A 24,156-nucleotide genomic window follows, 5' to 3' on the forward strand; every position below is an offset into this window, starting at 1 on the left:
GGGCAACGGCAAGGGGCAGATCTTCGTCAAGGGCGAGGTGATCAAGACCGTGCCGGAGTCGAAGATCGTGGAGACGCTGATCGAGGAGGCCCTGAAGCTGGCGGAGCAGATGCAGGACGCGGGTGTCGCGTCCGGCGAGCCCACCGTCGCCGTCAGCTGACCGCAGCCCCCAGCCGAACCGGCCAACTGCCCGACTGCTGAACGAAGGTGATCACATGTCGCTGCTGGAGTCCATTCAGAGCCCCGCCGATCTGCGGCTGCTCCCCGCCGACGAGCTGCCACGCCTCGCCGAGGAGATCCGTGACTTCCTGATCGAGGCCGTCACCCGAACGGGCGGACACCTCGGACCGAACCTGGGCGTGGTGGAGCTGACCATCGCGCTGCACCGGGTGTTCGACTCCCCGAAGGACCGGATCCTCTTTGACACCGGTCACCAGAGCTACGTCCACAAGCTGCTCACCGGCCGTCAGGACTTCAGCCGGCTGAAGGCGGCCGGCGGCCTGTCCGGCTACCCGTCCAGGGCCGAGTCCGAGCACGACGTGATCGAGAACTCGCACGCCTCCACCGTCCTCGGCTACGCCGACGGCCTGGCCAAGGCCAACGAGCTGCAGGGCCGGGACGACCACAGCGTGGTCGCGGTGATCGGCGACGGCGCGCTGACCGGCGGGATGGCCTGGGAGGCGCTGAACAACATCGCCGAGGCCCGGAACCGTCCCCTGGTCATCGTGGTCAACGACAACGAGCGCTCCTACGCGCCGACCATCGGCGGGCTGGCCAACCACCTGGCCACCCTGCGCACCACCCAGGGCTACGAGCGCTTCCTGTCCTGGGGCAAGGAGGCGCTGCAGCGCACCCCCGGCGTCGGCGCCCCGATCTACGAGGCGCTGCACGGGGCCAAGAAGGGCTTCAAGGACGCCGTCGCCCCGCAGGGCATGTTCGAGGACCTGGGCCTGAAGTACATCGGCCCGATCGACGGCCACGACCCGCAGGCGCTGGAGTCGGCGCTGAAGCGCGCCAAGGGCTTCGGCGGCCCGGTGATCGTGCACTGCCTCACCGAGAAGGGCCGCGGCTACCGCCCGGCCGAGCTGGACGAGGCGGACCACTTCCACCAGGTCGGCGCGATCGACCCGATCACCTGCGAACCGCTGCGCCCGTCCAGCGGCATCTCCTGGACCTCGGTGTTCGGCGGCGAGCTGGTGGAGATCGGCAGGGAGCGCAGCGACGTGGTGGCGATCACCGCGGCCATGCTCCAGCCGGTGGGCCTGGGCAGGTTCGCCAAGGAGTTCCCGGACCGGATCTACGACGTCGGCATCGCCGAGCAGCACGCCGCGGTCAGCGCCGCGGGCCTGGCCACCGGCGGGCTGCACCCGGTCGTCGCGGTCTACGCGACCTTCCTCAACCGGGCCTTCGACCAGGTGCTGATGGACGTGGCGCTGCACCGCTGCGGGGTCACCTTCGTGCTGGACCGGGCCGGGGTCACCGGCACCGACGGCGCCAGCCACAACGGCATGTGGGACATGTCCATCCTCCAGGTGGTCCCCGGCCTGCGGATCGCCGCTCCGCGCGACGCCGACCAGCTCCGCGCGGAGCTGCGGGAGGCACTGGAGGTGGACGACGCGCCGACCGTGGTCCGCTTCCCCAAGGCCGAGGTCGGCCCGCCGATCCCGGCGATCGAGCGGATCGGCGGCGTCGACGTGCTGATGCGCACCGCCGAGCCCGGCACCGCGCCGGACGTGCTGATCGTCGCGGTCGGCACCATGGCCCCGGCCTGCCTGGACGCGGCCGCGCTGCTCACCGCCGACGGACTGACCGCGACCGTGGTCGACCCGCGCTGGGTCAAGCCGGTCGACCCGGCGCTCACCGAGCTGGCGGCCCGGCACCGGCTGGTCGTCACGGTGGAGGACAACGGCCGCGTCGGCGGCGTGGGCTCCGCGGTGGCGATGGCGCTGCGGGACGCCGAGATCGACATCCCGACCCGCGAGCTGGGCATCACCCAGGAGTTCCTGGCGCACGCCTCACGCAGTGAGATCCTGGACCAACTCGGCCTCACCGGACCCGGCGTCGCCGCGCAGACCGCGGGCTTCGCCAAGGCGATCGGGCTGGGGCGGCGCCGGCAGCAAGAAGCCGTACCGACCGGATTGGAAGCCCAGCGTGGCATCTGACATCGTGACACCCAAGGCAGACGGGACCCCCGAGGCGGAGGAGCAGGCCGTGGCGCCGGCCTCCGCCGGCCGCCCCTTCGACGTCGCCGCACTGCTGGCGGAGCGCGGGGCCGAGCGCTACCAGCTGCACAGCGAGTACCTGAACCACCAGCTGCCGCGGATGCTGCACACCATCGGCTTCGACAAGGTGTACGAGCGGGCCCAGGGCGCGTACTTCTACGACGCCGAGGGCAACGACTACCTCGACATGCTGGCCGGGTTCGGCATCTTCGCCCTCGGCCGGCACCACCCGGTGGTCCGTCAGGCGCTGCACCAGGTGATGGACCTGGAGCTGGCCGACCTGACCCGTTTCGACTGCCAGCCGCTGCCGGGCCTGCTCGCCGAGAAGCTGCTGTCCTACGCCCCGCACCTGGACCGGGTCTTCTTCGGCAACAGCGGCACCGAGGCGGTGGAGACCGCGCTGAAGTTCTCCCGCTACGCGACCGGCAAGCGCCGGATCCTGTACGCCGACCACGCCTTCCACGGGCTGACCACCGGCTCGCTCTCGGTCAACGGCGAGGAGGGCTTCCGCAAGGGCTTCGCCCCGCTGCTGCCGGACACCGCGCTGGAGCTCGGCGACCTCGCCGCGCTGGAGCGCGAGCTGAAGAAGGGCGACGTCGCCGCGCTGATCGTGGAGCCGATCCAGGGCAAGGGGGTGCACCCCACGCCGCCCGGCTACCTCAAGGCGGCCCAGGACCTGCTGCACCGTCACAAGGCGCTGCTGATCGCCGACGAGGTGCAGACCGGGATCGGCCGCACCGGCGACTTCTTCGCCTACCAGCACGAGGCCGGGGTGGAGCCCGACCTGGTGTGCGTGGCCAAGGCCCTGTCCGGCGGCTACGTACCGGTCGGCGCCACCCTGGGCAAGCAGTGGATCTTCGAGAAGGTCTACTCCTCGATGGACCGGGTGCTGGTGCACTCCGCCAGCTTCGGCTCCAACGCCCAGGCCATGACGGCGGGGCTCGCCACCCTGCACGTCATGGAGGACGAGCAGGTGGTGGCGAACGCCCGCCGGGTGGGCGACCTCTTCCGCGAGCGGCTGGCCGAACTCAAGCCGAAGTACGAGATGCTGGCCGACGTGCGCGGCCGGGGCCTCATGATCGGCATCGAGTTCGGCCGCCCCAAGTCGCTCAAGCTGCGCACCGGGTGGACGGCCCTGCAGGCGGCCCGCAAGGGGCTCTTCGCGCAGATGGTGGTGGTCCCGCTGATGCAGCGGCACCGGATCCTCACCCAGGTCTCCGGTGACTTCCTGGAGGTCATCAAGCTCATCCCGCCGCTCACCATCACCGAGACCGAGGTGGACCGCTTCGTCGCGGCCTTCACCGAGATCATGGACGAGGCGCACAGCGGCACCGGCCTGATGCGGGACTTCGGCAAGACCCTGATCAAGCAGGCCGTCGCCAACCGCTAGGGACTGTCCGGACAGCTCGTACGACGGGCCGTCAGACCTCCAGGTGCTCCTCGATCTGCTTCATCCGGTGCCGCGCCATCGCCAGGTTGGCGCGGTGCCGGTCCAGGGCCAGGTAGAAGAAGATGCCCTTGCTGCTGTGCCGGGTCAGCGGCCGGATGATGTGGTACTGGTTGGTGAGCGTGATCAGAATGTCCTCGATCGTCTCGTTGTGGAGATTGAGCATCTCCATGGTCCGCATCTTGGCGCGGACCACGTCGGTGTTGCCGGCGGCGGCGACGTTGAGGTCCAGTTCCTTGGTGGCGCCGAGGGTCCCGAGGGCCAGGCCGCTGCTGTAGTCGACGATCGCGACGCCCAGCGCTCCCTCGACACTCATGGCCTCCTTGAGCGCGGTCTCCATGTTCGGCATGTGCGGGCATCCTCCTGAACGGGGTCGGACGGGGGGACCATTCGTGGTCCCCGCAGTCCACGACCCTAGGAGCCGGGTCTTGCGGCACATGCCGCTTGGTCGAAAGTGATCAGGAGAAGCCGGTGGATCAACCTCGCTGGATCACCGCTTGACTCTTTATGATCGCTAAATGTCCGATAAAGATCGCTGAATCGGCGGTCCGGTCGGTTCGAAGATCACCCCGCGGCCCGGCGGGACGCCTTCCAGCTGCACCGGTATTGAATGGCCGGGGGAATGGGCGGTGTTTACGGCCGTCGCCCGAGTGACCAACGCCATATCGACGGTTGCGTTTGAAGTGACGAACGCAACAGCGGGGCGGAGGGAATCTGCAGGATCAGCGGCTCGAATTGGCGTGCCGGGCCGCCAGTTCCTCGCGCCGCAGGATCAGTACCGGGCGCTCCGGCGCGACCGCGTCGGTGCGCAGCGCCCTGCGCCGGTTCCAGAGGGCGCGCATGCGCTGGTCCGCGGTGGCGATCACCGGCTCAAACAACGGCAGCACCAGCAGCACCAGGGCCCCCGCCGCCCAGCCGGCCAGCACGTCGCTGACCCAGTGCGTGCCCAGGTACACGGTCGTCAGGCCCACGGTGGTGCCCAGGAACCCGGCCAGCACCGCCGCGATCCGGCGGTGCCGGACCGCGAGGTAGGCGAGGACGCCCCAGGTCACCACGGCGTTGGCGGTGTGCCCGGAGGGGAATATGCCGCCGCCCTGGAAGAGCGCGCTGGAGTCGATGACGTGGGCGTAGTGCGGTCCCAACCGCCCCATGCCGATCTTCACCGCCCCCACGGTCATGTTCAGCAGCACCAGCGCGACGCCCAGCACCAGCAGCGGCCGCCAGCTCCGGCTGCGCCAACTGCGCCAGCCCAGCCAGGCGGTGGCGATGATCGCGGAGGGGCCGCGCTGGCCCAGCACCACGTAGGAGTTGAGGAATCCCTGGGCCTCGGGCCAGTGCTCGTACGGCTTGTAGAGCATCACGTCCCAGTCGAACGCGACCAGGCGCGAGGTGGCCAGTACGGCCACGATCACGGCCAGATAGAAAGCAGAAGTGAAGAGAAAGAGGGCTTTGTGTGTGCGACTCAGCGGGGACCACGGATTCGCCGCTGGAGCGGGCTGTCGCGGGGCTGTCGTCCTGGCGGGCTCTGCCGGTGGGGCCTCTCTCTGCTGGTTTCGCACCTCTTCGACTTTACAGGGGGTGCCAGGGGTGGTCCGCAGCCGGTAGGCCTTCGTAATAACGCTGTTACCTCTGCGGTCGTAAGTTCTGTATAAACGGTCCCGGTACGCCGGGAGTGGTACGGGAGTCGGCTTGAATAGTGATCAGAAGCGAATGCAATCAGCCGCTCGAAGGTTTGGTCGGGGAATTTCGGGGCAGTCGTGGAAGTTAAGCTTCGGATGAGAATTGCCGCGCATGCGTTTCTTTTCGCCGCCACCGGAAATACGAGGGCCCGGGACCAGGTGACCTGGTCCCGGGCCCTGGTGGCGGGCACGGCGGGTGTCAGACCGTGCCGCCGCCCAGCGTCAGCCCGCCGTCCAGCACCAGGGTCTGCCCGGTGATCCAGGACGCCTGCTCCGACAGCAGGAAGGCCACCGCCCCGCCGACGTCCTCGGGCACCCCCAGCCGCTTCAGCGGGTAGGTCGCCGCCACCTCCTCCTCGTGGCCCACGAACAGGGCCTCCGCGAACTTGGTGCGCACCACCGCGGGCGCCACCGCGTTCACCCGCACCGTGGGGGCCAGCTCGTAGGCGAGCTGCTGGGTGAGCTGGATCAGCGCCGCCTTGCTGGCCCCGTACATGCCGATGCCGGGCGCCGGGCCGAGCGCGCTGACCGAGGAGACGTTGACGATCGCGCCGCCCCGCTCGCGCAGCGAGGCCTTGTGCACCAGCTGCACCCAGCCCAGGGTGGACACCAGGTTGATGTCCAGGATCTTCCGGGCCGCGGCCAGGTCCAGATCGACCATCGGGCCGTAGGCGGGGTTGGTGCCGACATTGTTGACCAGGTGGTCGATCCGGCCGAACCGCTCCATGGTCCGGTCCACGACCTCGGCGCGGTGCGCCTCGTCATGGCTCTTCCCGGCGATGCCGAGGGCCCGCTCCGGACCTCCCAGCCGCTCCACGGCGGTGGCGAGGCTCTCCGCGTCCCGTCCGGTGATCACCACCCGCTCGCCCCTGGCCACCAGTGCCTCGGCCACGGCGAAGCCGATGCCCCGGCTGGCTCCGGTCACCAGCGACACCTTGTCGTTCGGTGTTGCAGTCATGCGTCCGTCCTTTTCAGAGCGTGAGGTCGACCAGCTGCGCGAGCGCGGCCCGGTGCCGGTCCGCGGTGCCCAGAGCGATGGAGGCGCTCTTGGCCCGCTTGAGGTAGAGATGGGCCGGGTGCTCCCAGGTGAAGCCGGTGCCGCCGTGCAGCTGCACCGCCTCCTCCGCGGCGACCACCGTGACCTGCGAGGCGAAGGCCTGCGCCAGTGCCGCCGCCACCGGCAGGTCCGGCGATCCGGCCGCCGCGGCGCCGGCCGCGCTGCGGGCCACGGCGCGCAGCTGCGCCACCGAGACCCAGAGGTCCGCCAGCCGGTGCTTCACCGCCTGGAAGGAGCCGACCGGGCGGCCGAACTGGTGACGCTGCTTCACATAGGCGGTGGTGGTCTCCAGCGCCCACTCGGCGACGCCCAGCTGCTCGGAGGCCAGCAGCGCGGCGCCGATGGCGAGGGCGGTGTCCAGCGCGGCCACCGCGGCCTCACCGGAGGCGATCCGGCGACCGGCCGCCCCGGCCAGGGTGAGATCGGCCAGCGGCCGGGTCATGTCCAGGCTCACCACCGGCGCGGCGGTGAAGTCCCGCACCGCGTACAGCCCGGGGGTGCCGTCCTGGTCCAGGGCCGGGACCAGCAGCGTGGTGGCCGTCCGGGCGTCGGCGACCAGGTGCACCGTCCCGTGCAGCAGGCCGTCGGAGCGCAGCTGGACGGCCGAGGGGAACGGCGACCGCGGCGCGGCGGCGAAGGGCACGGCCAGGGCGGCCACCACCTCGCCGGAGGCGACCAGGGGCAGTAGCTCGGTGTCCTCGGCCGCCAGCAGCGCCGCCGTGGCCAGCACCGCGCTGCCGAGGTAGGGGACCGGCGCGGCGGCGCGGCCCAGCTCCTCCAGGACCACGGCGGTCTCCCGCCAGCCCGCACCGGCGCCGCCCCACTTCTCCGGCACGGCAAGGCCGGTGACGCCCAGTTCGTCGGCCAGGGCCCGCCACAGGGCGGTGTCGACGGGCTGCTCGGACTCGGTCCTGGCCAGCGTCGCCGCCTGCGGCGCCCGGGCCGCCAGCAGCGCCCTGACGTTGCCGCGGAGCTCCTGCTCCACCTCGGAGTACTGCAGGTCGGTCCGCAGGTCTGTGGGTTCGCTCATCGCGGCAGGTCCTTCCAGGCGACGTCCTTGTCGACGCGGATCTCCTGGGGCAGTCCCAGGACCCGCTCGGCGATGATGTTCCGCAGGATCTCGGAGGTCCCGCCCTCGATCGAGTTGCCCTTGGCGCGCAGATAGCGGTAGCCGGGGGTGCCGCCCTCCATGGAGGGGTGCGAGGGACGCCGGAAGGTCCAGTCGTCGTAGACCAGGCCCTCGCCGCCGAGCAGCTCCAACTCCAGGCCGGAGATCTGCTGGTTCAGCCGGGCGAAGGCCAGCTTGGCGGCGGAGCCCTCCGGGCCCGGCTGCCCGGCGGCGAGCTGCTGGCGCAGCCGTTCGCCGGTGAGGCGGGCCGCCTCGGCGTCCACCCACAGCCGCAGCAGGCTGTCCTGAAGCCCGGGGGTACGCAGTTCGGGCCGCTCGCGCCAGGTGCGGGCGACGGTACCGATCAGCCCGCCCTCGCGGGGGACGGCGCTGCCGCCGATGGCGACCCGCTCGTTCATCAGCGTGGTCTGGGCGACCCGCCAGCCGTCGCCGACCTCGCCGAGCCGCCGGCTGTCGGGGATCCGCACGCCGGTGAGGAAGACCTCGTTGAACTCGGCCTCGCCGGTGGCCTGGCGCAGCGGGCGGACCTCGACGCCGGGTGCGGTCATGTCGCAGACGAAGTAGGTCATGCCGCGGTGCTTGGGCACCGAGGGGTCGCTGCGGGTGACCAGGATCGCCCACTGCGCCTCGTGGGCCAGCGAGGTCCACACCTTCTGCCCGTCCACCACCCAGGAGTCGCCGTCGTGGACCGCGCGGGTGCCGAGCGCGGCCAGGTCGGAACCGGCGCCGGGCTCGCTGAACAGCTGGCACCAGACCTCCTCGCCGGTCCACAGCGGGCGCAGGAAGCGCCGGTGGATCTCGGCGTCGCCGAAGGCCAGGAGGGTGGGCGCGGCCATGCCGAGGCCGATGCCGTGCCGTCCGGGGTCCAGGGTGGGGGCGCCGGCGGCGGCGAACTCGTCGTTGACCGCCTGTTGCAGGGAACGCGGCGCGGCTCGGCCTCCCAGGCCTTCGGGGAAGTGGATCCAGGCCAGGCCCGCGTCGTAGCGGGCGCCCAGGAACTCCGCGACGGGGGTGCGCACGGGGTCGTGCTCGGCGAGTAGCTCGCGCACGGCGGCGCGGAGGGATGATTCGGTGACTTCTGGTGTGCTCATGTGGGTGGGGCCCTCTCGACGGTGAGCGGAGGATTTTCGGGTGCGGCGTGTGCCGGGCTGGTCGCGCAGTTCCCCGCGCCCCTGGGTAGGTGCAACCTGCTCACGGTGGGTCAGTTGCAGCCCCCTAGGGGCGCGGGGAACTGCGCGACCAGCCAACTACGGTCCGCACCCGAAGAACCGCCTAGTCCAACGGTCCGCCGGCCACGTACACGACCTGGCCGGAGACGAATCCGGCCCCTTCGCTGACCAGGAAGGAGACCGTGTGCGCGATGTCGTCCGGAACGCCGACACGGGCCACCGGAATCTGCGTGGCCGCCGCGGCCTTGAAGTCCTCGAAGCCCATGCCCACCCGCTCCGCGGTGGCCGCGGTCATGTCGGTGGCGATGAACCCGGGGGCCACGGCGTTGGCGGTGACGCCGAACTTGCCGAGCTCGATGGCCAGGGTCTTGGTGAAGCCCTGCAGCCCGGCCTTGGCGGCCGAGTAGTTGGCCTGGCCGCGGTTGCCCAGCGCGGACGAGGACGAGAGGTTGACGATGCGTCCGTAGTGGGCGTCCACCATGTGCTTCTGGACCGCCTTGGACATCAGGAACGCGCCCTTGAGGTGCACGTTCATGACGGTGTCCCAGTCCGCCTCGGACATCTTGAAGAGCAGGTTGTCCCGCAGCACGCCGGCGTTGTTGACCAGCACGGTCGGCGCGCCCAGCTCGGCCACGATCCGCTCCAGCGCGGCGGCCACCTGCGCCGCGTCGCTGACGTCGGCGCCGACGGCGAGGGCCGTGCCGCCGGCGGCGGTGATCTTCTCGACGGTGTCCTTGCCGGCCGCCTCCTCCAGGTCCACCACGGCCACGGCGAAGCCGTCGGCGGCGAGGCGGATCGCGGTGGCGGCACCGATGCCGCGGGCGCCGCCGGTGACGATGGCGACGCGGGGGGTCTGTTCGGTCATGGCTGTTGTCATTCCTTCACTGAGGGGAAGTGAGTCAGTTGGATGTGGCTTCGGCGCGGTAGGGCTTCAGTTCGCGGTGGGCCAGCGAGCGCCGGTGCACCTCGTCGGGGCCGTCCGCGAAACGCAGCGTACGGGCCGAGGCCCACAGTTGGGCAAGTGGGAAGTCCTGGGAGATTCCGCCGCCGCCGTGCGCCTGGATCGCCTTGTCCAGGATCCACTCCACGGTGGACGGCGTGGCGATCTTGATGGCCTGGATCTCGGTGTGGGCGCCCTTGTTGCCGACCGTGTCCATCAGCCAGGCGGTCTTCAGCACCAGCAGCCGCAGCTGCTCGATCCGGACCCGGGATTCGGCGATCCACTCCTGCACCACGCCCTGCTCGGCCAGCGTCTTGCCGAAGGCGGTGCGGGAGACGGCCCGACGGCACATCAGTTCCAGCCCGCGCTCGGCCATCCCGATCAGCCGCATGCAGTGGTGGATCCGGCCGGGGCCGAGCCGGGCCTGGGCGATGGCGAAGCCCATGCCCTCCCCTGCGATCAGGTTCTCGGCCGGGACCCGGACGTCGTCGAAGACGACCTCGGCGTGGCCGCCGTGGGCGCCGTCGGTGTAGCCGAAGACGTGCATGCCGCGGAGCACCTGCACCCCGGGCGTGTCGCGCGGCACCAGGATCATGCTCTGCTGCTTGTGCTTCGGCGCGTCGGGGTCGGTCCGGCCCATCACGATGAAGATCTCGCAGGTGGGGTCCATGGCCCCGGAGGACCACCACTTGCGCCCGTTGATCACGTAGTGGTCGCCGTCTCGCTCGATCCGGGTGGCGATGTTGGCGGCGTCGGAGGAGGCGACCTCGGGCTCGGTCATGCAGAAGGCGCTGCGGATCTCGCCCTCCAGCAGCGGCTCCAGCCAGCGCTTGCGCTGCTCGGGGGAGCCGAACTCGGCCAGCACCTCCATGTTGCCGGTGTCGGGCGCGGCGCAGTTGAGCGCCTCGGGGGCCAGGTGCGGTACATGGCCGGTGATCTCGGCCAGCGGCGCGTACTGGAGGTTGGTCAGCCCCGCGCCGCCGTGCTCCGTACCCGGAAGGAACAGGTTCCACAGGCCACGACGGCGAGCCTCGGCTTTCAGCTCGGCCATCACCGGCGGCCGGGTCCACTCGTTCTCGGCGGCGGCGAGCTGTCGCGCGGCGACCGCCTCGGCCGGGTGGACCATCTCGTCCATGAAGGCCAGCAGCCGTTCCTGCAGTTCCACGGTGCGGTCGTCGTACCGGAAGTCCATCAGTCTGCCTCCAGCTTGAGAAGGGTCTCCAGAGCGGAGGTGACCAGCGGGGCAACCATGTCGCCCACGTGCGAGAAGCCCTCGCCGACGGTCTTGCCCTGGGTGTAGCGGAAGTGGATGCCCTCGGCGATGACCGCCAGCTTGTAGCCGGCGAAGGCGGTGTACCAGGGGAGCGGGGTGAGGTCCAGGCCGGTGCGCCCGGCGTAGCGGTCGAGCAGGTCGTCCATGGCGGGGAAGCCGGCCGCGGCGCTGACCGCGCCGGCGACCGGGTTGCCGGGCAGGTCGCGGGAGACGTCCCAGTAGACCTTCATCAGGCCGACGTCGGCGAGCGGGTCGCCCAGGGTCGCCATCTCCCAGTCGAGTACTGCGGCGACGCTGTCGTCCGCCGCGATCACGGTGTTGTCCAGGCGGTAGTCGCCGTGCACGATCGCGGCCCGCTGGCCGGTCGGGACGCCCTGGCCGAGCCGCTGCTGCAGTTCGTCCATGCCGGGGATCTCCCGGCTCCGGGAGGCCTCGAACTGCCGGAACCAGCGCGTGACCTGACGCTCCAGATAGCCCTCGGGGCGTCCGAACTCCGCCAGCCCCACCGCTGCCGGGTCGACCGCGTGGAGCTCGGCCAGCACGTCGACCAGCCGGTAGGAGAGCGCCCTGGCCCGCTCCGCGCCGAGGTCCTTGGAATCGTCGGCGAAGCGGTAGACCCGTCCGTGGACCTCGTCCATCAGGTAGAACGGCGCGCCGATCACCTCGGCGTCGGTGCACAGCAGGTGCACCGCGGGGACCGGGACGCGGCTGTCGGCCAGCGCCGCGATCACCTGGTACTCCCGGGACATGTCGTGCGCGGTCGCCAGCACGTGGCCCAGTGGCGGCCGGCGCAGCACCCAGTGGTGCACGCCGTCGCGCAGCAGGTAGGTCAGGTTGGACTTGCCGCCGGTGATCAGCTCCGCGGTGAGGCCGCCCTCGACCAGTCCCGGACGGACCCGGTCGAGGTGGCCGCGCAGGCGGCCCAGGTCGAGGCCGGGGGGATCGAGCGATTGCTCGGGCATGCATACCTCCTGGCTCGGGATACGGCAGAGTGGTGCGCATGGTGGGGGCACCGGTGCCGCTGTCCGCCACCATACCGACTGGTAGGTATGTCGGCTAGAGTGGTCCCGGACACGCCGGAAAGGAAAGCCATGGCCACAGCAACGCGCGGTGCGGCTCCGCCCGTGCAGGAGCGCCTGCTCGCCGCCGCCAGCAGGCTGTTCGCCGAGCGCGGCTTCGCGCTGACCTCCGTGCAGGAGATCGTCGAGCGCGCCGGGGTGACCAAGGGGGCGATGTACCACTACTACGCCTCCAAGGACGACCTGCTCCAGCAGATCTACACCCGGCTGCTGGACGTGCAGTCGGCCCGGCTGGAGGCGATCGCCGGGGCCGGCCTGCCGGTGCGCGAGCGGCTCCGCGCCGCCGCCGCCGACGTGGTGGTCAGCACCCTGGAGAACCTGGACGACGCGATGGTCTCCTGGCGCTCCATGCACATGCTCCCGCAGGAGCGGCTGGCCCAGGTGCGGCTGGAGCGGCGGCGCTACCACGAGCGGTTCCGGGCGCTGATCGAGCAGGGCCAGGACCAGGGCGTGCTGCGGACCGACGTCTCCGCGGACCTGGCCACCCACCAGTTCTTCGGCGGGGTGCACCACCTCGGCAGCTGGTACCACGCCGACGGCGAGCTCACCCCGGCTTCGATCGGGGAGACCTTCGCCGACCTGTTGCTACGCGGACTTGACCCGTCCGGATGATCGCGTATGACCGGAACGGACCATCCCGGATCACGATTAGGCCGCAGGTCCGATCGGCGTGTCGTCTGGCTTCGGTTGGTTTGTATAGTGTGCGCCAGCAGCCGTCGGTTGCTCGGTGAAACCTCCCCGCACTGCACGGCCCCGGCCGGAGTACGCGGGAAGCGGGTACGCCGCTGCCATGCCGCGTGTCACCCTCCCACAGGGGGCGTGCGAAGGCGTTTCAAGAGGGACGGTTCTCTATGGTGCTGGGGGAGATCGATATGACGGGTGCTCCGCTCCGCCTCTCCCAGTCACCGGGACAGCTGCTTCGGATAGCCCAGCAGGTGCATACCCGGCTCTGGGCCGAGCACGTCGGTCAGGACCTGACCGCTCCGCAGTACGCCGCGCTGATCGCGCTGGCCGTCGAGCCGGGCGCGGACCAGCGCACGGTCGGGGAGCGGGCCTCGCTGGACAAGGCGACGATGGCCGAGATGGTGGGCCGGCTGGTGCGGCGCGGCCTGGTGCTGCGCCGCCGCGACCCGGCGGACGGGCGGCGCAAGCTGCTCACCCTGTCCCCGCTCGGCGTCCGGATCGTCGACGAGGTCTCCCCGGGCGTGGCCCGGGTGCAGCAGAGCCTGCTGGAGCCGCTGACCGAGGCCCAGCGCAGCGACCTGATGTCGATGCTGGCCCGGATGGCGCGGATGGAGGACGTGGCGCTGGAGACCATGGTCGAGGCCAGGCCCATCCTGGACGCGCCCCGGGTGGTCGGCTACCTGATCCGGGTGGCTCAGCAGGTGCACACCCGGCTGTGGACCGAGCTCGCCTCCAACGAGCTGACCGCGCCGCAGCACGCGGTGCTGGCGGCACTGGCCGAGGAGCCCGGCATCGACCAGCGCACGGTGGGGGAGCGCGCCTCGCTGGACAAGGCCACCATGGCCGAGCTGATCAGCCGGCTGGTCCGGCGCGGCCTGGTGCTGCGCCGCCGCGACCCCTCGGACGGCCGCCGCAACCTGCTGGCGCTGGCCCCGGCCGGGGCCCAACTGCTGGAGCAGGTCAACCCCGGGGTGACCGAGGTGCAGAACCGGATGCTCGCCCCGCTGGAGCCCGAGGAGCGCGAGCGCTGCGTCGAACTGCTGGCCGTGGTGGCGCGCATCGCGCAGTAGTTCGATCGAGTAGGCAGCGCGGCCCCGGTACCGGATCGGTACCGGGGCCGCTCCGCGTTTAATCGGTTGCCGGAGGGCGGCGGCAGGCGCCATCGTCATGGGCTATGCGCAGCTTCTGACGTGATGTCAACCCGTGCCGCCCCGTGACCGCACCGGCGAGCGGCTGTTCCTGCCCGTACCACCGCATTGACGGAGCGTCATGCCGCTTGCCCGAATTCCGCTGCCCGATCCGGGCAGTCCCGATCTGCGTTCCCCCGGCCGCTTCCTGGCCTGGCTGGCCCGTTCCCAGCGCCGTGGCCAGTGGATGTCCATGCTCTGGGGCACCCTGTTCCTGGGCTGCCGCAGCGCGGTCCCGTTCTGCATCGGCGCCGGCATCCAGGCCGTGGTCGAGCACCGCCGCGGCGAGCTGTGGGCGGCGGGGGCCGCCGCGCTCGCGCTGGGCGTGCTGCAGACCGTCGCCTCCTCGCTCTGGCACCGCCAGGCGGTGTGGAACTGGATCCACGCCGCCGCCCAGACCCGGCAGCTGGTCGCCCGACAGGCCTCCGAGCTGGGTTCCGGGCTGGTGCGCCGGATCGCCACCGGCGAGATGGTCGCGGTCAGCTCCGGCGACGTCGAGAAGATCGGCTGGTTCGTGGAGACCAGCTCCCGCTGCGCCGCGGCGCTGACCACCTGGCTCGGCCTGTCCGCGGTGGTGCTGTACCGGGAACCGCGGCTCGGCCTGGCCGTGCTGCTGGGCGTCCCGCTGCTGGCCGTCGCGGTCTGGCCGCTGCTGGGCCCGCTGGAGCGGCGCTACACCCGCCAGCGCGAGCTGGGCGGCAAGGCGGCCGAGCTGGCCGCCGACACCGTCGCCGGGCTGCGGGTGCTGCGCGGCATCGGCGGTGAGCAGCTGTTCCTGGACCGCTACCGGGCCGCCTCGCAGCAGGTCCGCCGGGCGGCCGTGCGCACCGCCCGGACCAGCTCCCTGATGCAGGCTCAGCAGCTGCTGCTGCCGGGCCTGTTCATCCTCGGGGTGACCTGGTACGGAGCCCGTCTGGTGGTGTCCGGCGACATCGGCGTGGGCGAGCTGGTCGCGGTCTACGGGGCCGGCGCCTCGCTGGCCTGGCCGCTGATGCTGATCGGTGAGACCGCGGAGTCCTGGACGGCGGCCCGGGTCGCCGCCGCGCGCGCCGTCCGGGTGCTCTCGGTGACCCGGGACGACCGGCCGACTCCGGACACCATGGCCGACACGCCGACGGAGACCGCGCCGACGGACACGGCGCCGCTGTCCGCGCCCGAACGCTCCGACCTGCACGACCCGGTGACCGGTCTGACCGCCGCCGCCGGCCGGCTCACCGCCGTGGTCTGCGGCGACCCGGACCAGGCCGGCGCGCTGGCGGCCCGGCTCGGCGGACACGTCACCGGCGGTGCCGACCCGGGAGCGGGGGAGCCGTCGGCCACCCTCGGCGGACGCGAACTGGACCGGCTGCCGCTGGCGGCGGCCCGCACGGCCGTACTGGTGCACGACAAGGACCCGGTGCTGCTCTCCGGGACCCTCGCCGAACTGTTCGACGTCCCCAGGTCCGGCGCGGTCGATCCCGGGCGCGCCCTCGCCGCCGCCTGCGCCGACGACGTGCTGGCCGCCCTGCTGGACGCCTCGCCGGATGCCGGCGGCGACCCGATGCGGGCCAGGATCACCGAACGCGGCCGCTCGCTCTCCGGCGGCCAGCGGCAGCGCCTCGCCCTGGCCCGGGCGCTGGTGGTCGACCCGCCGGTGCTGGTCCTGGACGAACCCACCAGCGCCGTCGACTCGCACACCGAGAGCCGGATCGCCGCCGGGATCGCCGAGCTGCGGCGGGGACGCAGCACCGTGGTGCTGGCGACCAGCCCGCTGCTGCTGGACCGGGCCGACCAGGTGGTGCTGATCCAGGACGGCCGGGTCGCGGCCCGGGGCACCCACCGCGAACTGATGCACGACGAACCGCGCTACCGCGCGGTGGTGACCCGCGAGACCACTGAGGACCAGGTGACCGCATGAGGGCCCCGGAACAGCACGCGACCCGGACCACGGCGCTGCTCCCGGTCGGTTCGCCGGCCTCGGTGCGCCGCTACCTGCTGCTGCTGGCCCGCCGCCACCGGGCCGGCTTCGGCACCGCCGTCGGCCTGCACGCCGTCGGCGCGGCGGCCGGGCTGGTCGGCCCCTGGGTGCTGGGCGAGGTGGTGCAGAACCTCAGCACCGGCAGCACCGACGCCTACATCACCCGCGCCGTCCTCTTCTACCTGGCCGCACTGCTGGTGCAGTCGCTGTTCACCGGACTGTCCCGGCTGCGCGGCGGCATCCTCGGCGAGGAGATCCTGGCCGACCTGCGCGAGGACTTCCTGGTCCGCTCGGTCGCGCTGCCGCCCGGGGTGCTGGAGCGGGCCGGCACCGGCGACCTGGTCTCCCGGGCCACCACCGACGTGGACCGGCTGGCCACCACCGTCCGCGACGCCGTCCCCGAACTGTCGGTGGCCGTGGTCTCGCTGGTGCTGATGCTGGGCGCGCTGTTCGCCACCTCCCCGCTGCTCGCGGTCACCGCCCTGATCGGCACGCCGATCATCGCCTGCGGCTGCCGCTGGTACTTCCGCCGGGCCCCGCAGGCCTACCGGGACGAGTCGGCGGCGTACGCGGCGATCAACACCGTGCTCGCCGAGACCGTGGACGCCGGGCACACCGTGGAGGCGCTGCGGCTCGGCCCGGAGCGGGTCGAGCTGACGGACCGTCGGATCGGCCAGTGGGTCGACTGGTCCCGCTACACCCTGTGGCTGCGGGCCAACGTCTTCTTCCCGTCCATCGACTTCCCGTACGCGCTGAGCCTGGTGGCCACGCTGACCCTGGGCGGTGTCTACACCCTGCATGGCTGGACCACCCCGGGCCAGCTGACCACCGGCGTGCTGTACGCGCAGATGCTGACCGGGCCGATCGACCTGATCCTGCGCTGGTACGACGAGATCCAGGTCGGCCAGGCCTCGATGGCCCGGCTGGTCGGCGTGCGGGAGATCCCCGACCCGGAGACCGACGAGGGCCTGCGGCCGCAGGGCCGGGAGGTGCGGGCAGACCGGGTCCGCTTCGGCTACCGCGAGGGCGCCGACGTACTGCACGGCATCTCCCTCGACGTGGCGCCGGGCGCACGGATCGCCCTGGTGGGACCGTCCGGCGCGGGCAAGTCCACGCTGGGGCGGCTGCTCGCGGGGATCTACACCCCCCGGGCCGGCGAGGTGACGCTGGGCGGGGCGGCGCTCTCCGGGATGCCGCCGGAGCGGGTGCGGTCCGAGGTGGCGCTGGTCAACCAGGAGCACCACGTCTTCGTCGGCACCCTGCGGGACAACCTGCGGTTGGCCCGCCCCGACGCGGACGACCAGGAACTGCGCGGGGCGCTGGACGCGGTGGACGCGGACCACTGGTTCGACGCCCTCCCGGACGGGCTCGACACCGCGGTCGGCTCCGGCGGCAGCCAGCTCACCCCGCCGCAGGCCCAGCAACTGGCCCTGGCGCGGTTGGTCCTGGCGGACCCGCACACCCTGGTCCTGGACGAGGCGACGTCCTTGCTGGACCCCCGTGCGGCCCGTCACCTGGAACGGTCCCTGGCCAAGGTCCTGGACGGGCGGACGGTGGTCGCCATCGCCCACCGCCTGCACACCGCGCACGACGCCGACCTGATCGCCGTCGTCGAGGACGGCCGCATCACCGAACACGGCACCCACGACGCCCTCCTCACCGCGGACCGCGCCTACGCTGCGCTGTGGCAGAGCTGGCGCAGCGACGGCACCTAGGTGCACGTTGGGCAGCGGAGCCAGTTGCAACCACATAGGGGCGCGGGGAACTGCGCTGCCAACCATGCAGGACCGTAGCTGGCTGAGCGCGCAGTTCCCCGCGCCCCTATGGGTCTGCAACTGGCTCAGTTGCACTTGCTAAGGGGCGCGGGGAACTGCGCGACCAGCCCTCTACGGAGGTGCATGGTTGGCAGCGCGCGCAGTTGATCAAGCAGAGCCTCGCGCCCCTATGTGTGGTCGGCGTTGTGTGATTCGAAGACCTTGGGGCGGGCTGAGCGCAGCGCAGTCGTGATTGCGCCGAGGAGGACGGCGTCGTCGCCGAGTTCGCTGGGGGCGACCCGCGGCCGCAGCGGGGTGAGCAGGTGCAGGGTGTCCTGCACCGTCTGCAGCAGCAGGTCCGCGCTGTGGCCCACGCCGCCGCCCAGGACCACCAGGTCCGGGTCCAGGACGGAGGACACTGCCGCGACCACGTGCGCCAGCCGCTCCCCCTCCTGCCGCACCGCGGCCACCGCCGCCGGGTCCCCTTCCCGCGCCGCCTCGAACACCCGCTTCGCGGTCAGCGGCTGAGGACCCGTCATCCCCAGCTCACGCGCCCCGCGGACCACGGCCTCGCCGGAGACCGCGTCCTCCAGCGTCCCCCGGAGGGCAGCACCCTGCACCGGGGCGGGTCCGGCCGGCGGCATCGGATGGGTCAGCAGCGGCAGGAAACCGATCTCACCGGCCGCGCCGTGCGCCCCGCGGAACAGCTCCCCGTCGGCCACCACGCCCATCCCGAGCCCGGTGCCGATGAGGATGTAGACGAAGAGCCGGCTGTCCCGGCCCGCGCCGCAGGCGTATTCGCCGATGGCGGCCAGATTGGCGTCGTTGTGCAGGGTCAGCGAGGTGCCCAGGCCCTCCCGCATCCCGGCGACCAGGCCGCTGCGGCCCCACCCGGGGAGGTTGACCGCGTAGCGGACCCGTCCGGTCCGCTCGTCGAACACGCCGGGCGCGCCGACCACGGCCTCCACGATGTCGCCCCGCCGGAGCCCGGCCGCGGCGGTGACCCGCTCGGCCGCGGCCAGCACCGACTCGGCGACCGCGCTGCCGCTGCGGCCGTTGTTGGGGACGTCCTCGCGGGCCACCACGGTGCCCGCCAGATCGGCGACGGCCAGCCGCAGCCAGGCCCGGCCGATGTCGACGCCGAGGACGTACCCCGCGGTGGGGTCGGCCTCGTACAGCACCGCGGTCCGGCCCCGGTCGGGGACGACGGTGCCGGCCTCGCGGGCCAGGCCGACCTGCTCCAGGGCGGCCAGTGCGGCGGAGACGGTGGGCTTGGACAGCCCGGTGTCGCGGGCCAGCTGCGCCCGCGAGGCGGGGCCGGCCGTGCGCAGCCGTTCCAGCAGCAGCCATTCGTTGTTGCTGCGCAGCCGCCGGCGGTTCCAGCGCTGGTCGGCCGGGGGATCGGCGGGGTGCTCGGTCATGCTGCCTCGGCTGCCTCTCCGGTCTGGCGACCAGTCCTGGACTCCTGCGGTGATCACTGTAATGACCGAACCCGACCGAACCCTTGACGCCCTAAGTAAAGATACTTAACTTAATCCCACCCCATCTGTCCACTGCTGGGGCAGCGTCCACTCATGGAGGTCCGCAGTGCCGACCGCACCCACGCCCGCGCCCGCCCCACCGTCGACGGAATCCCCAGGACTGGTCCGGCGCATCGGCCTGTTCCAGGCGACCGCCATCAACATGAGCCAGATGTGCGGCGTCGGTCCCTTCATCACGATCCCGCTGATGGTGGCCGCCTTCGGCGGTCCGCAGGCGATCATCGGCTGGATCGCCGGCGCGGCGCTGGCCCTGGTCGACGGGCTGGTCTGGGCCGAACTCGGAGCCTCGCTGCCCGGTTCCGGCGGCACCTACGTCTATCTGCGGGAGGCGTTCCAGTACCGCTCCGGGAAGCTGATGCCCTTCCTCTTCGTCTGGACGGCCATGCTGTTCATCCCGCTGATCATGTCCACCGGGGTGGTCGGTCTGGTCTCCTACCTCGGCTACCTCTGGCCGGGCATGACCTCGCTGGAGGGCGACCTGGTCGGGCTGGGCGTGGTCGCCCTGGTGGTGGTGCTGCTCTGGCGGCGGATCGAGAGCATCGGCCGGATCACCGTGGTGATGTGGGCGGTGATGATCCTCGCCGTGCTGGCATTGATCATCGCCTCGTACAGCCACTTCCACGCGGCGCAGGCCTTCGACTGGCCGGCCCACGCCATCCAGCTCACCCACGGCAGCTTCTGGATCGCCTTCGCCTCCGGGCTGACCATCGGCATCTACGACTACCTCGGCTACAACACCGCCTCCTACACCGGCGCCGAGATCAAGGACCCCGGACGGGTCATGCCCCGCGCCATCGTCTACTCGATCATGGCGATCATGTGCATCTACCTGCTGATGCAGATCGGTGTGCTGGGCGTGGTGAACTGGCACGACATGCTGGACACCAACTCGGCCGCCTACACCTCGGTCGCCTCGGTGGTGCTGGAGCGGGCCTGGGGCCACAGCGCCGCGCAGGTGGTGACGGTGCTGATCCTGATCACGGCCTTCGCCTCGGTCTTCACCGGGCTGCTCGGCGGCTCCCGGGTGCCCTACGACGCGGCCCGGGACCGGGTCTTCTTCAAGCAGTACGGAAAGCTGCACCCGCGGCACCGCTTCCCGGTGCTCGGCCTGCTGAGCATGGGCGTGATCACCGCCGCCGGCTTCCTGCTCGGCCGCCACACCAGCCTGCAGACCCTGATCAGCCTGCTGACCACGGTGATGGTGATCGTCCAGTCGCTGGCCCAGGTGCTGGCGCTGGTGGTGCTGCGCAGGCGGCAGCCCGCCCTGCACCGCCCCTACAGGATGTGGCTCTACCCGCTGCCCGGCGTGCTCGCCGGCATCGGCTGGCTGGTGGTGTACGGCTTCGCCGACAAGGCGGCGCCGGGCATCCATCCGATCGAGTGGTCGCTGGCCTGGCTGGCGGCGGGCTGCCTGGCCTTCGTGCTGTGGTCCCGCTTCGAGAAGGTCTGGCCGTTCGGGCCCAAGGAGATCCGCGAGGAGTACCTGGAGCGGCAGCGGCTGGAGGACGCGCCGGTGGCGTCGTAGCGGCCGCCGTCCGTTGCCCCGTGCGGCGCAGTCCGCCGTGCGGGGCAGGCCGGGCCTGCCCAGAATGGGCCCATGGCCAAGAAGAGTGACACCGCGGAGCGCCGCAAGGTCGGCGGGGTGACCGTCAATGCGCGGACGGTGGTCTTCGCAGTCGTCGCGGTGCTGGCTGTCTGGTTCATCCTGATGAACACCTCCTCGGTGAAGATCCACCTCTGGGGGATCTCCACGGTCACCTCACCGCTGTGGGTGGTGCTGGCGGTGATGCTGGTGGCCGGGATGCTGCTGGGATGGTTCGTGCGGCGGTACCGGGACCGCGCCTGAGGGCGTTGAAAGAGGCGTGCGGGGCTCCGGTTGCGCCCCCGTCGGGTGACCCCCGCCACACGGCCGGTGCCGTCCACGAAGCCCGATAGTTGATCCACTCCTTACCTGGGAACAAGCTGTCGTTCATCTGGGGGAGGGCTGTCCCCGGCCTCGCGGCAACCGGGGCCCCGCGGGTGTTTATCCCCTGCTCACGCCCGTGTGTCCGGATTCCGGAACAACTGGAATCCGGTGTTTCGGTTGTCCGGGGGCTGGGTATCCGCGGCTCCGGAACGGCCTCGCGAACGGTGTTCGACTACGGAGTCGCATAGTAATAGGGCCCTTGGACCTGGGCCGACGACCCGCTAACAATGGCGAAGTCGTCACGGCAGTCCCGCTGGTCGCAGCGGGGTCGCCTTCAGTCCGGCACCAACCGAAACCGGTGCCCCAGGCGCTGATCCGGCTCCCCAGGGCACCTGTCCCGCCCTGAGGAATCCGTCGGCCAGCCGCCGAGCCCAGCCGATTGAGGTCCCTCTCCCATGCTGCACCGCAAGCCTGTACTTCGTATGCGCAAGCGCACGGCCGCCATCGTCGCCGCTGTCTCCGTCAGCGGGATGGCCGTCGCCGGCGCCGTGGTCGTCGACTCCTCCGCCGCGGCCCCCAGCTCCTCCGTCTCGCAGGCCGACAGCCTGCAGAAGGTTGCCGACCTGCAGACCGCGGCCTCCGCCTCGGCCTCCGCGTCCGCCAAGGCCGCCGCGGACAAGGCTGCCGCCGCCAAGGCCGCCGCCCGGAAGGCCGCCGCCGTCAAGGCCTCCGCGTCCGCCTCGGCCGCCGCCAAGGCCGCTGCCCAGAAGGCGGCCGCGGAGAAGGCTGCCGCCGCCAAGGCCGCTGCGGACAGGGCCGCCGCCGAGAAGGCCGCTGCCGCCAAGGCCGCCGCCGACCAGCTCGCCGCGGAGAAGGCCGCCGCCGCCCGGGCCGCCGCCGCTGCCACGCAGCAGGCCGCCTCCCGCTCGGAGACCCGGACCACGCTGAGCGGCAGCCCGCAGTCCATAGCCGCGCAGATCATCCCGGCCGACCAGCTGGACTCCTTCGACGAGATCATCTCCCACGAGAGCGGCTGGGACGTCCACGCCACCAACGCCTCCTCCGGTGCCTACGGTCTGGGCCAGGCCCTGCCCGGCTCCAAGATGGCCTCGGCCGGATCCGACTGGCAGGACAGCGCCGAGACCCAGATCCGTTGGGCGCTCAGCTACATGAACGACCGTTACGGCAGCCCGAACGCCGCCTGGCAGTTCTGGCAGGCCAACAACTGGTACTGACAGCCGCCGCAGGCTGAGCACCGCTTCCCGTCCGGTCGGTGAGCCCCGTCCCACCGGGGTTCCCCGACCGGACGCGGGCGGTTCCCGGCTCAGGCGCCGCCGCAGGAGAGCAGGCCGGTGGTCGGGTCCAGGGCGCAGCCGGCGGGCAGCGTCGGCGGTTCGGTGAAGCGGACGCTCAGGAACCAGGCGTCACTGGCGAAGCCGGCCTTGTCGAAGCGGGTCGCGGCCTCGAACCTCGCCTCGTTGAAGCGCACCGCCTGCTCGAAGGTGACGCCGGTGAACCAGGCGTCGCCGGCGAAGTGCGCCTCGTTGAAGCGGGCGGTGCCGCCGTGGAAGAAGGCTCCGTTGAAGCGGGCCGCCTGGGCGAAGGAGGCGCCGCTGAAGCGGGCGGCCGCGTTGAAGGTCGCCCCGCCGAACCGGGCCGGGCCGTCGAAGACGGTCTTGTCGAACCGGGCCGCGTCCTCGAAGGTGGCCTCGCCGAACTGGGCCTCGGCGGCGAAGCGGGCGCCGGCGAACTGGGCCACGCCGGCGAATGAGGCCCCGCCGAACCAGGCGGCCTGGCTGAACACGACGTCACCGAACCACGCCGTGCCGTGGAACGCGGCCTCGCCGAAACGGACCACCTCCCTGAAGACGGCATCGCCGAACTGGGCGTCCACGGCGAAGCCGGCCCCGTTGAAGTTCGCCTCCTGGGCGAACACGGTGCCGTTGAACTGGCCGACGCCGGTGAAGTCCGCCGCGTTGAAGAGCGCGGCGTCCGAGAAGACCGCCTCGCTGAACTGCGCCAGGCCGGCGAACGAGGCCGCGTTGAACCAGGCGACCTCGGCGAAGGTGGCGTCGTCGAACTGCGCGGCGCCGGCGAAGGTCGCGTTGCCGAAGCGGGCCGGGCCGGTGAACGAGGCCGCGTCGAACTGGGCCGCGCCGCTGAACGCCGCGCCGGTGAACCGTGCCGCCTCGCCGAACCTGGCGCTGTTGAAGCGGGCCTCGCCGTGGAACGTGGTCCGGTTGAACCGCGCGGGGGCGTTGAACAGCGCCGCGTTGAACCAGGCGGTGGCCTGGAAGTCGGCGCCGCCGAACCTGGCCCCGTCCTCAAAGACCGTCTCGTTGAACCAGGCGGCGTCCTTGAAGACCGCGCCGTTGAACCAGGCCAGCTCCGCGAACCGGGCCCCGCTGAACCGGGCCTCGCCGAGGAAGTCGGTGCCCTCGAAGCGGGCCGCGCCGTGGAAGGTGCACCGGTCGAGCCGGATCCCGCGCACCGTCGCGCCGGACAGGTCCATGTCGTGCAGCTCGGCCCCGCTCAGGTCGATCTCCGCCTCCTGCCAGAAGCCGAGGTGGTCCGGGTGCAGCCGGTCGGTCAGCTCCTTGAGGGCAGCGGCACGGACCAGGTCCTGTCCGACGGCGTCCGGGGCGGTCGCCGGGGAGGCCGGGAAGCGCAGGTACTCGCACAGGTACTTCAGGCAGTTGGAGCGGTTGCGGTCCGAGTCGTCGGCGATCCGCACCAGCGCCTGTATGCCGGCGATGCGCTCCTGGGCCTGGTCGCTCACCAGTTGCCGCACCGCCGCGGTGTACCGGTCGGAGAACGACTGGTTGTGCCGGAGCGTCAGATCGGCCCGCATCTGGAGCCGCGTCGCCTCACGGTTCGAGGCGTCGGCCCGCTGGCCGCGGTAGGCCAGCGCCACGCCCGCCACGGTCGACACCGCGGCCACCGCGGGTAGCACGGTCTGCGCGGCGTAGACGGCGGCGGCCCAGGTGGCGCCCCCGGCCAGGGCCACGTACAGCACCACGTAGAACCGGGTACGCCGTCGCGCGGCCGTGGCGACGGTGCCCGCCGCCGGCCGCCTGCGCCACACCACCACGAACGTTCCCCCTCCCCCTCACGCCAGTTGATGGTACGTCA

General features: G+C 71.8%; 19 protein-coding genes and 1 pseudogene. 10 read left to right on the forward strand and 10 right to left on the reverse strand.

Features of this window, described 5'->3' with window-relative positions; all coding sequences use genetic code 11:
• From IF29_RS46570 to IF29_RS0137925, 3 genes and pseudogenes are all read left to right on the forward strand, one after another.
• Positions 1-160 (forward strand): annotated as a pseudogene (locus IF29_RS46570) (flavodoxin-dependent (E)-4-hydroxy-3-methylbut-2-enyl-diphosphate synthase); the annotation flags it as partial.
• 55 nt (positions 161-215) lie between these two features.
• Positions 216-2,162 carry a 1-deoxy-D-xylulose-5-phosphate synthase gene (dxs, locus tag IF29_RS0137920; RefSeq protein WP_037598225.1) on the forward strand — a complete coding sequence of 649 codons (1,947 nt, stop codon included), beginning with the start codon at positions 216-218 and terminating at the stop codon, positions 2,160-2,162.
• 49 nt (positions 2,163-2,211) lie between these two features.
• Complete coding sequence (locus IF29_RS0137925) at positions 2,212-3,612, forward strand: aspartate aminotransferase family protein (protein WP_030265813.1); 1,401 nt, start codon at positions 2,212-2,214, stop codon at positions 3,610-3,612.
• A gap of 31 nt (positions 3,613-3,643) precedes the next feature.
• On the opposite strand, the gene IF29_RS0137930 is transcribed toward IF29_RS0137925, so the two are convergent.
• The 8 genes from IF29_RS0137930 to IF29_RS0137965 all read right to left on the reverse strand — a co-directional run bounded on the left by IF29_RS0137930 (position 3,644) and on the right by IF29_RS0137965 (position 11,878).
• Positions 3,644-4,018: a hypothetical protein gene (locus IF29_RS0137930; protein ID WP_030265816.1), complete on the reverse strand. Its 375-nt coding sequence runs from the start codon at positions 4,016-4,018 to the stop codon at positions 3,644-3,646.
• 373 nt (positions 4,019-4,391) lie between these two features.
• The gene (locus tag IF29_RS0137935) at positions 4,392-5,081 is read right to left on the reverse strand and encodes a phosphatase PAP2 family protein (protein ID WP_051726565.1); all 690 of its coding nucleotides are present in this window, start codon (positions 5,079-5,081) and stop codon (positions 4,392-4,394) included.
• A 466-nt stretch (positions 5,082-5,547) separates the two neighbouring features.
• Positions 5,548-6,306: an SDR family oxidoreductase gene (locus IF29_RS0137940; RefSeq protein WP_030265823.1), complete on the reverse strand. Its 759-nt coding sequence runs from the start codon at positions 6,304-6,306 to the stop codon at positions 5,548-5,550.
• 13 nt (positions 6,307-6,319) lie between these two features.
• A complete protein-coding gene (locus IF29_RS0137945; protein WP_030265827.1) occupies positions 6,320-7,435 on the reverse strand; it encodes an acyl-CoA dehydrogenase family protein in 1,116 nt (371 codons plus the stop codon).
• Positions 7,432-8,625, reverse strand: coding sequence for an acyl-CoA dehydrogenase family protein (locus IF29_RS0137950; protein WP_030265828.1), 1,194 nt, complete (start codon positions 8,623-8,625; stop codon positions 7,432-7,434). Before IF29_RS0137950 ends, IF29_RS0137945 begins: the two co-directional genes overlap by 4 nt.
• A 181-nt stretch (positions 8,626-8,806) precedes the next feature.
• On the reverse strand, positions 8,807-9,568 hold the full coding sequence (gene fabG / locus IF29_RS0137955; protein ID WP_030265832.1) for a 3-oxoacyl-ACP reductase FabG: 762 nt from the start codon (positions 9,566-9,568) through the stop codon (positions 8,807-8,809).
• Positions 9,569-9,602: 34 nt separating this feature from the next.
• The gene (locus tag IF29_RS0137960; RefSeq protein WP_030265834.1) at positions 9,603-10,835 is read right to left on the reverse strand and encodes an acyl-CoA dehydrogenase family protein; all 1,233 of its coding nucleotides are present in this window, start codon (positions 10,833-10,835) and stop codon (positions 9,603-9,605) included.
• Positions 10,835-11,878, reverse strand: a complete 1,044-nt coding sequence (locus IF29_RS0137965; protein WP_030265837.1) for a phosphotransferase family protein — start codon at positions 11,876-11,878, stop codon at positions 10,835-10,837. The genes IF29_RS0137960 and IF29_RS0137965 overlap by 1 nt, the downstream gene beginning before the upstream one ends.
• A 129-nt stretch (positions 11,879-12,007) precedes the next feature.
• Between IF29_RS0137965 and IF29_RS0137970 the strand changes: the two genes are divergently transcribed.
• The 4 genes from IF29_RS0137970 (at position 12,008) to IF29_RS44160 (ending at position 17,538) form a co-directional block, all read left to right on the forward strand.
• Positions 12,008-12,607 (forward strand): TetR/AcrR family transcriptional regulator, encoded by a 600-nt coding sequence (locus IF29_RS0137970; RefSeq protein WP_030265840.1) that lies wholly within the window; start codon positions 12,008-12,010, stop codon positions 12,605-12,607.
• Positions 12,608-12,867: 260 nt separating this feature from the next.
• Positions 12,868-13,749: a MarR family winged helix-turn-helix transcriptional regulator gene (locus IF29_RS45575; protein WP_198037663.1), complete on the forward strand. Its 882-nt coding sequence runs from the start codon at positions 12,868-12,870 to the stop codon at positions 13,747-13,749.
• A gap of 199 nt (positions 13,750-13,948) precedes the next feature.
• Positions 13,949-15,763: an ABC transporter ATP-binding protein gene (locus IF29_RS0137980; RefSeq protein ID WP_037598227.1), complete on the forward strand. Its 1,815-nt coding sequence runs from the start codon at positions 13,949-13,951 to the stop codon at positions 15,761-15,763.
• Positions 15,760-17,538, forward strand: a complete 1,779-nt coding sequence (locus tag IF29_RS44160) for an ABC transporter ATP-binding protein (RefSeq protein ID WP_051726567.1) — start codon at positions 15,760-15,762, stop codon at positions 17,536-17,538. The genes IF29_RS0137980 and IF29_RS44160 overlap by 4 nt, the downstream gene beginning before the upstream one ends.
• A gap of 227 nt (positions 17,539-17,765) precedes the next feature.
• On the opposite strand, the gene IF29_RS0137990 is transcribed toward IF29_RS44160, so the two are convergent.
• Positions 17,766-18,998: an ROK family transcriptional regulator gene (locus IF29_RS0137990; protein WP_030265848.1), complete on the reverse strand. Its 1,233-nt coding sequence runs from the start codon at positions 18,996-18,998 to the stop codon at positions 17,766-17,768.
• A gap of 166 nt (positions 18,999-19,164) precedes the next feature.
• Between IF29_RS0137990 and IF29_RS0137995 the strand changes: the two genes are divergently transcribed.
• The 3 genes from IF29_RS0137995 to IF29_RS0138005 all read left to right on the forward strand — a co-directional run bounded on the left by IF29_RS0137995 (position 19,165) and on the right by IF29_RS0138005 (position 22,259).
• A complete protein-coding gene (locus IF29_RS0137995) occupies positions 19,165-20,643 on the forward strand; it encodes an APC family permease (RefSeq protein WP_030265850.1) in 1,479 nt (492 codons plus the stop codon).
• Positions 20,644-20,715: 72 nt separating this feature from the next.
• On the forward strand, positions 20,716-20,964 hold the full coding sequence (locus tag IF29_RS0138000) for a LapA family protein (protein WP_030265853.1): 249 nt from the start codon (positions 20,716-20,718) through the stop codon (positions 20,962-20,964).
• Between the two features lie 542 nt (positions 20,965-21,506).
• Complete coding sequence (locus IF29_RS0138005; RefSeq protein ID WP_030265856.1) at positions 21,507-22,259, forward strand: aggregation-promoting factor C-terminal-like domain-containing protein; 753 nt, start codon at positions 21,507-21,509, stop codon at positions 22,257-22,259.
• An 89-nt stretch (positions 22,260-22,348) separates the two neighbouring features.
• Here the strand turns inward: IF29_RS0138005 and IF29_RS0138010 are convergent, their stop codons facing one another.
• Complete coding sequence (locus tag IF29_RS0138010) at positions 22,349-24,112, reverse strand: pentapeptide repeat-containing protein (RefSeq protein ID WP_157624137.1); 1,764 nt, start codon at positions 24,110-24,112, stop codon at positions 22,349-22,351.
• Positions 24,113-24,156 lie beyond the last annotated feature (44 nt).

The organism is Streptacidiphilus jeojiense, from assembly GCF_000719095.1.
Classification (GTDB): Bacteria; Actinomycetota; Actinomycetes; order Streptomycetales; family Streptomycetaceae; genus Streptacidiphilus; species Streptacidiphilus jeojiensis.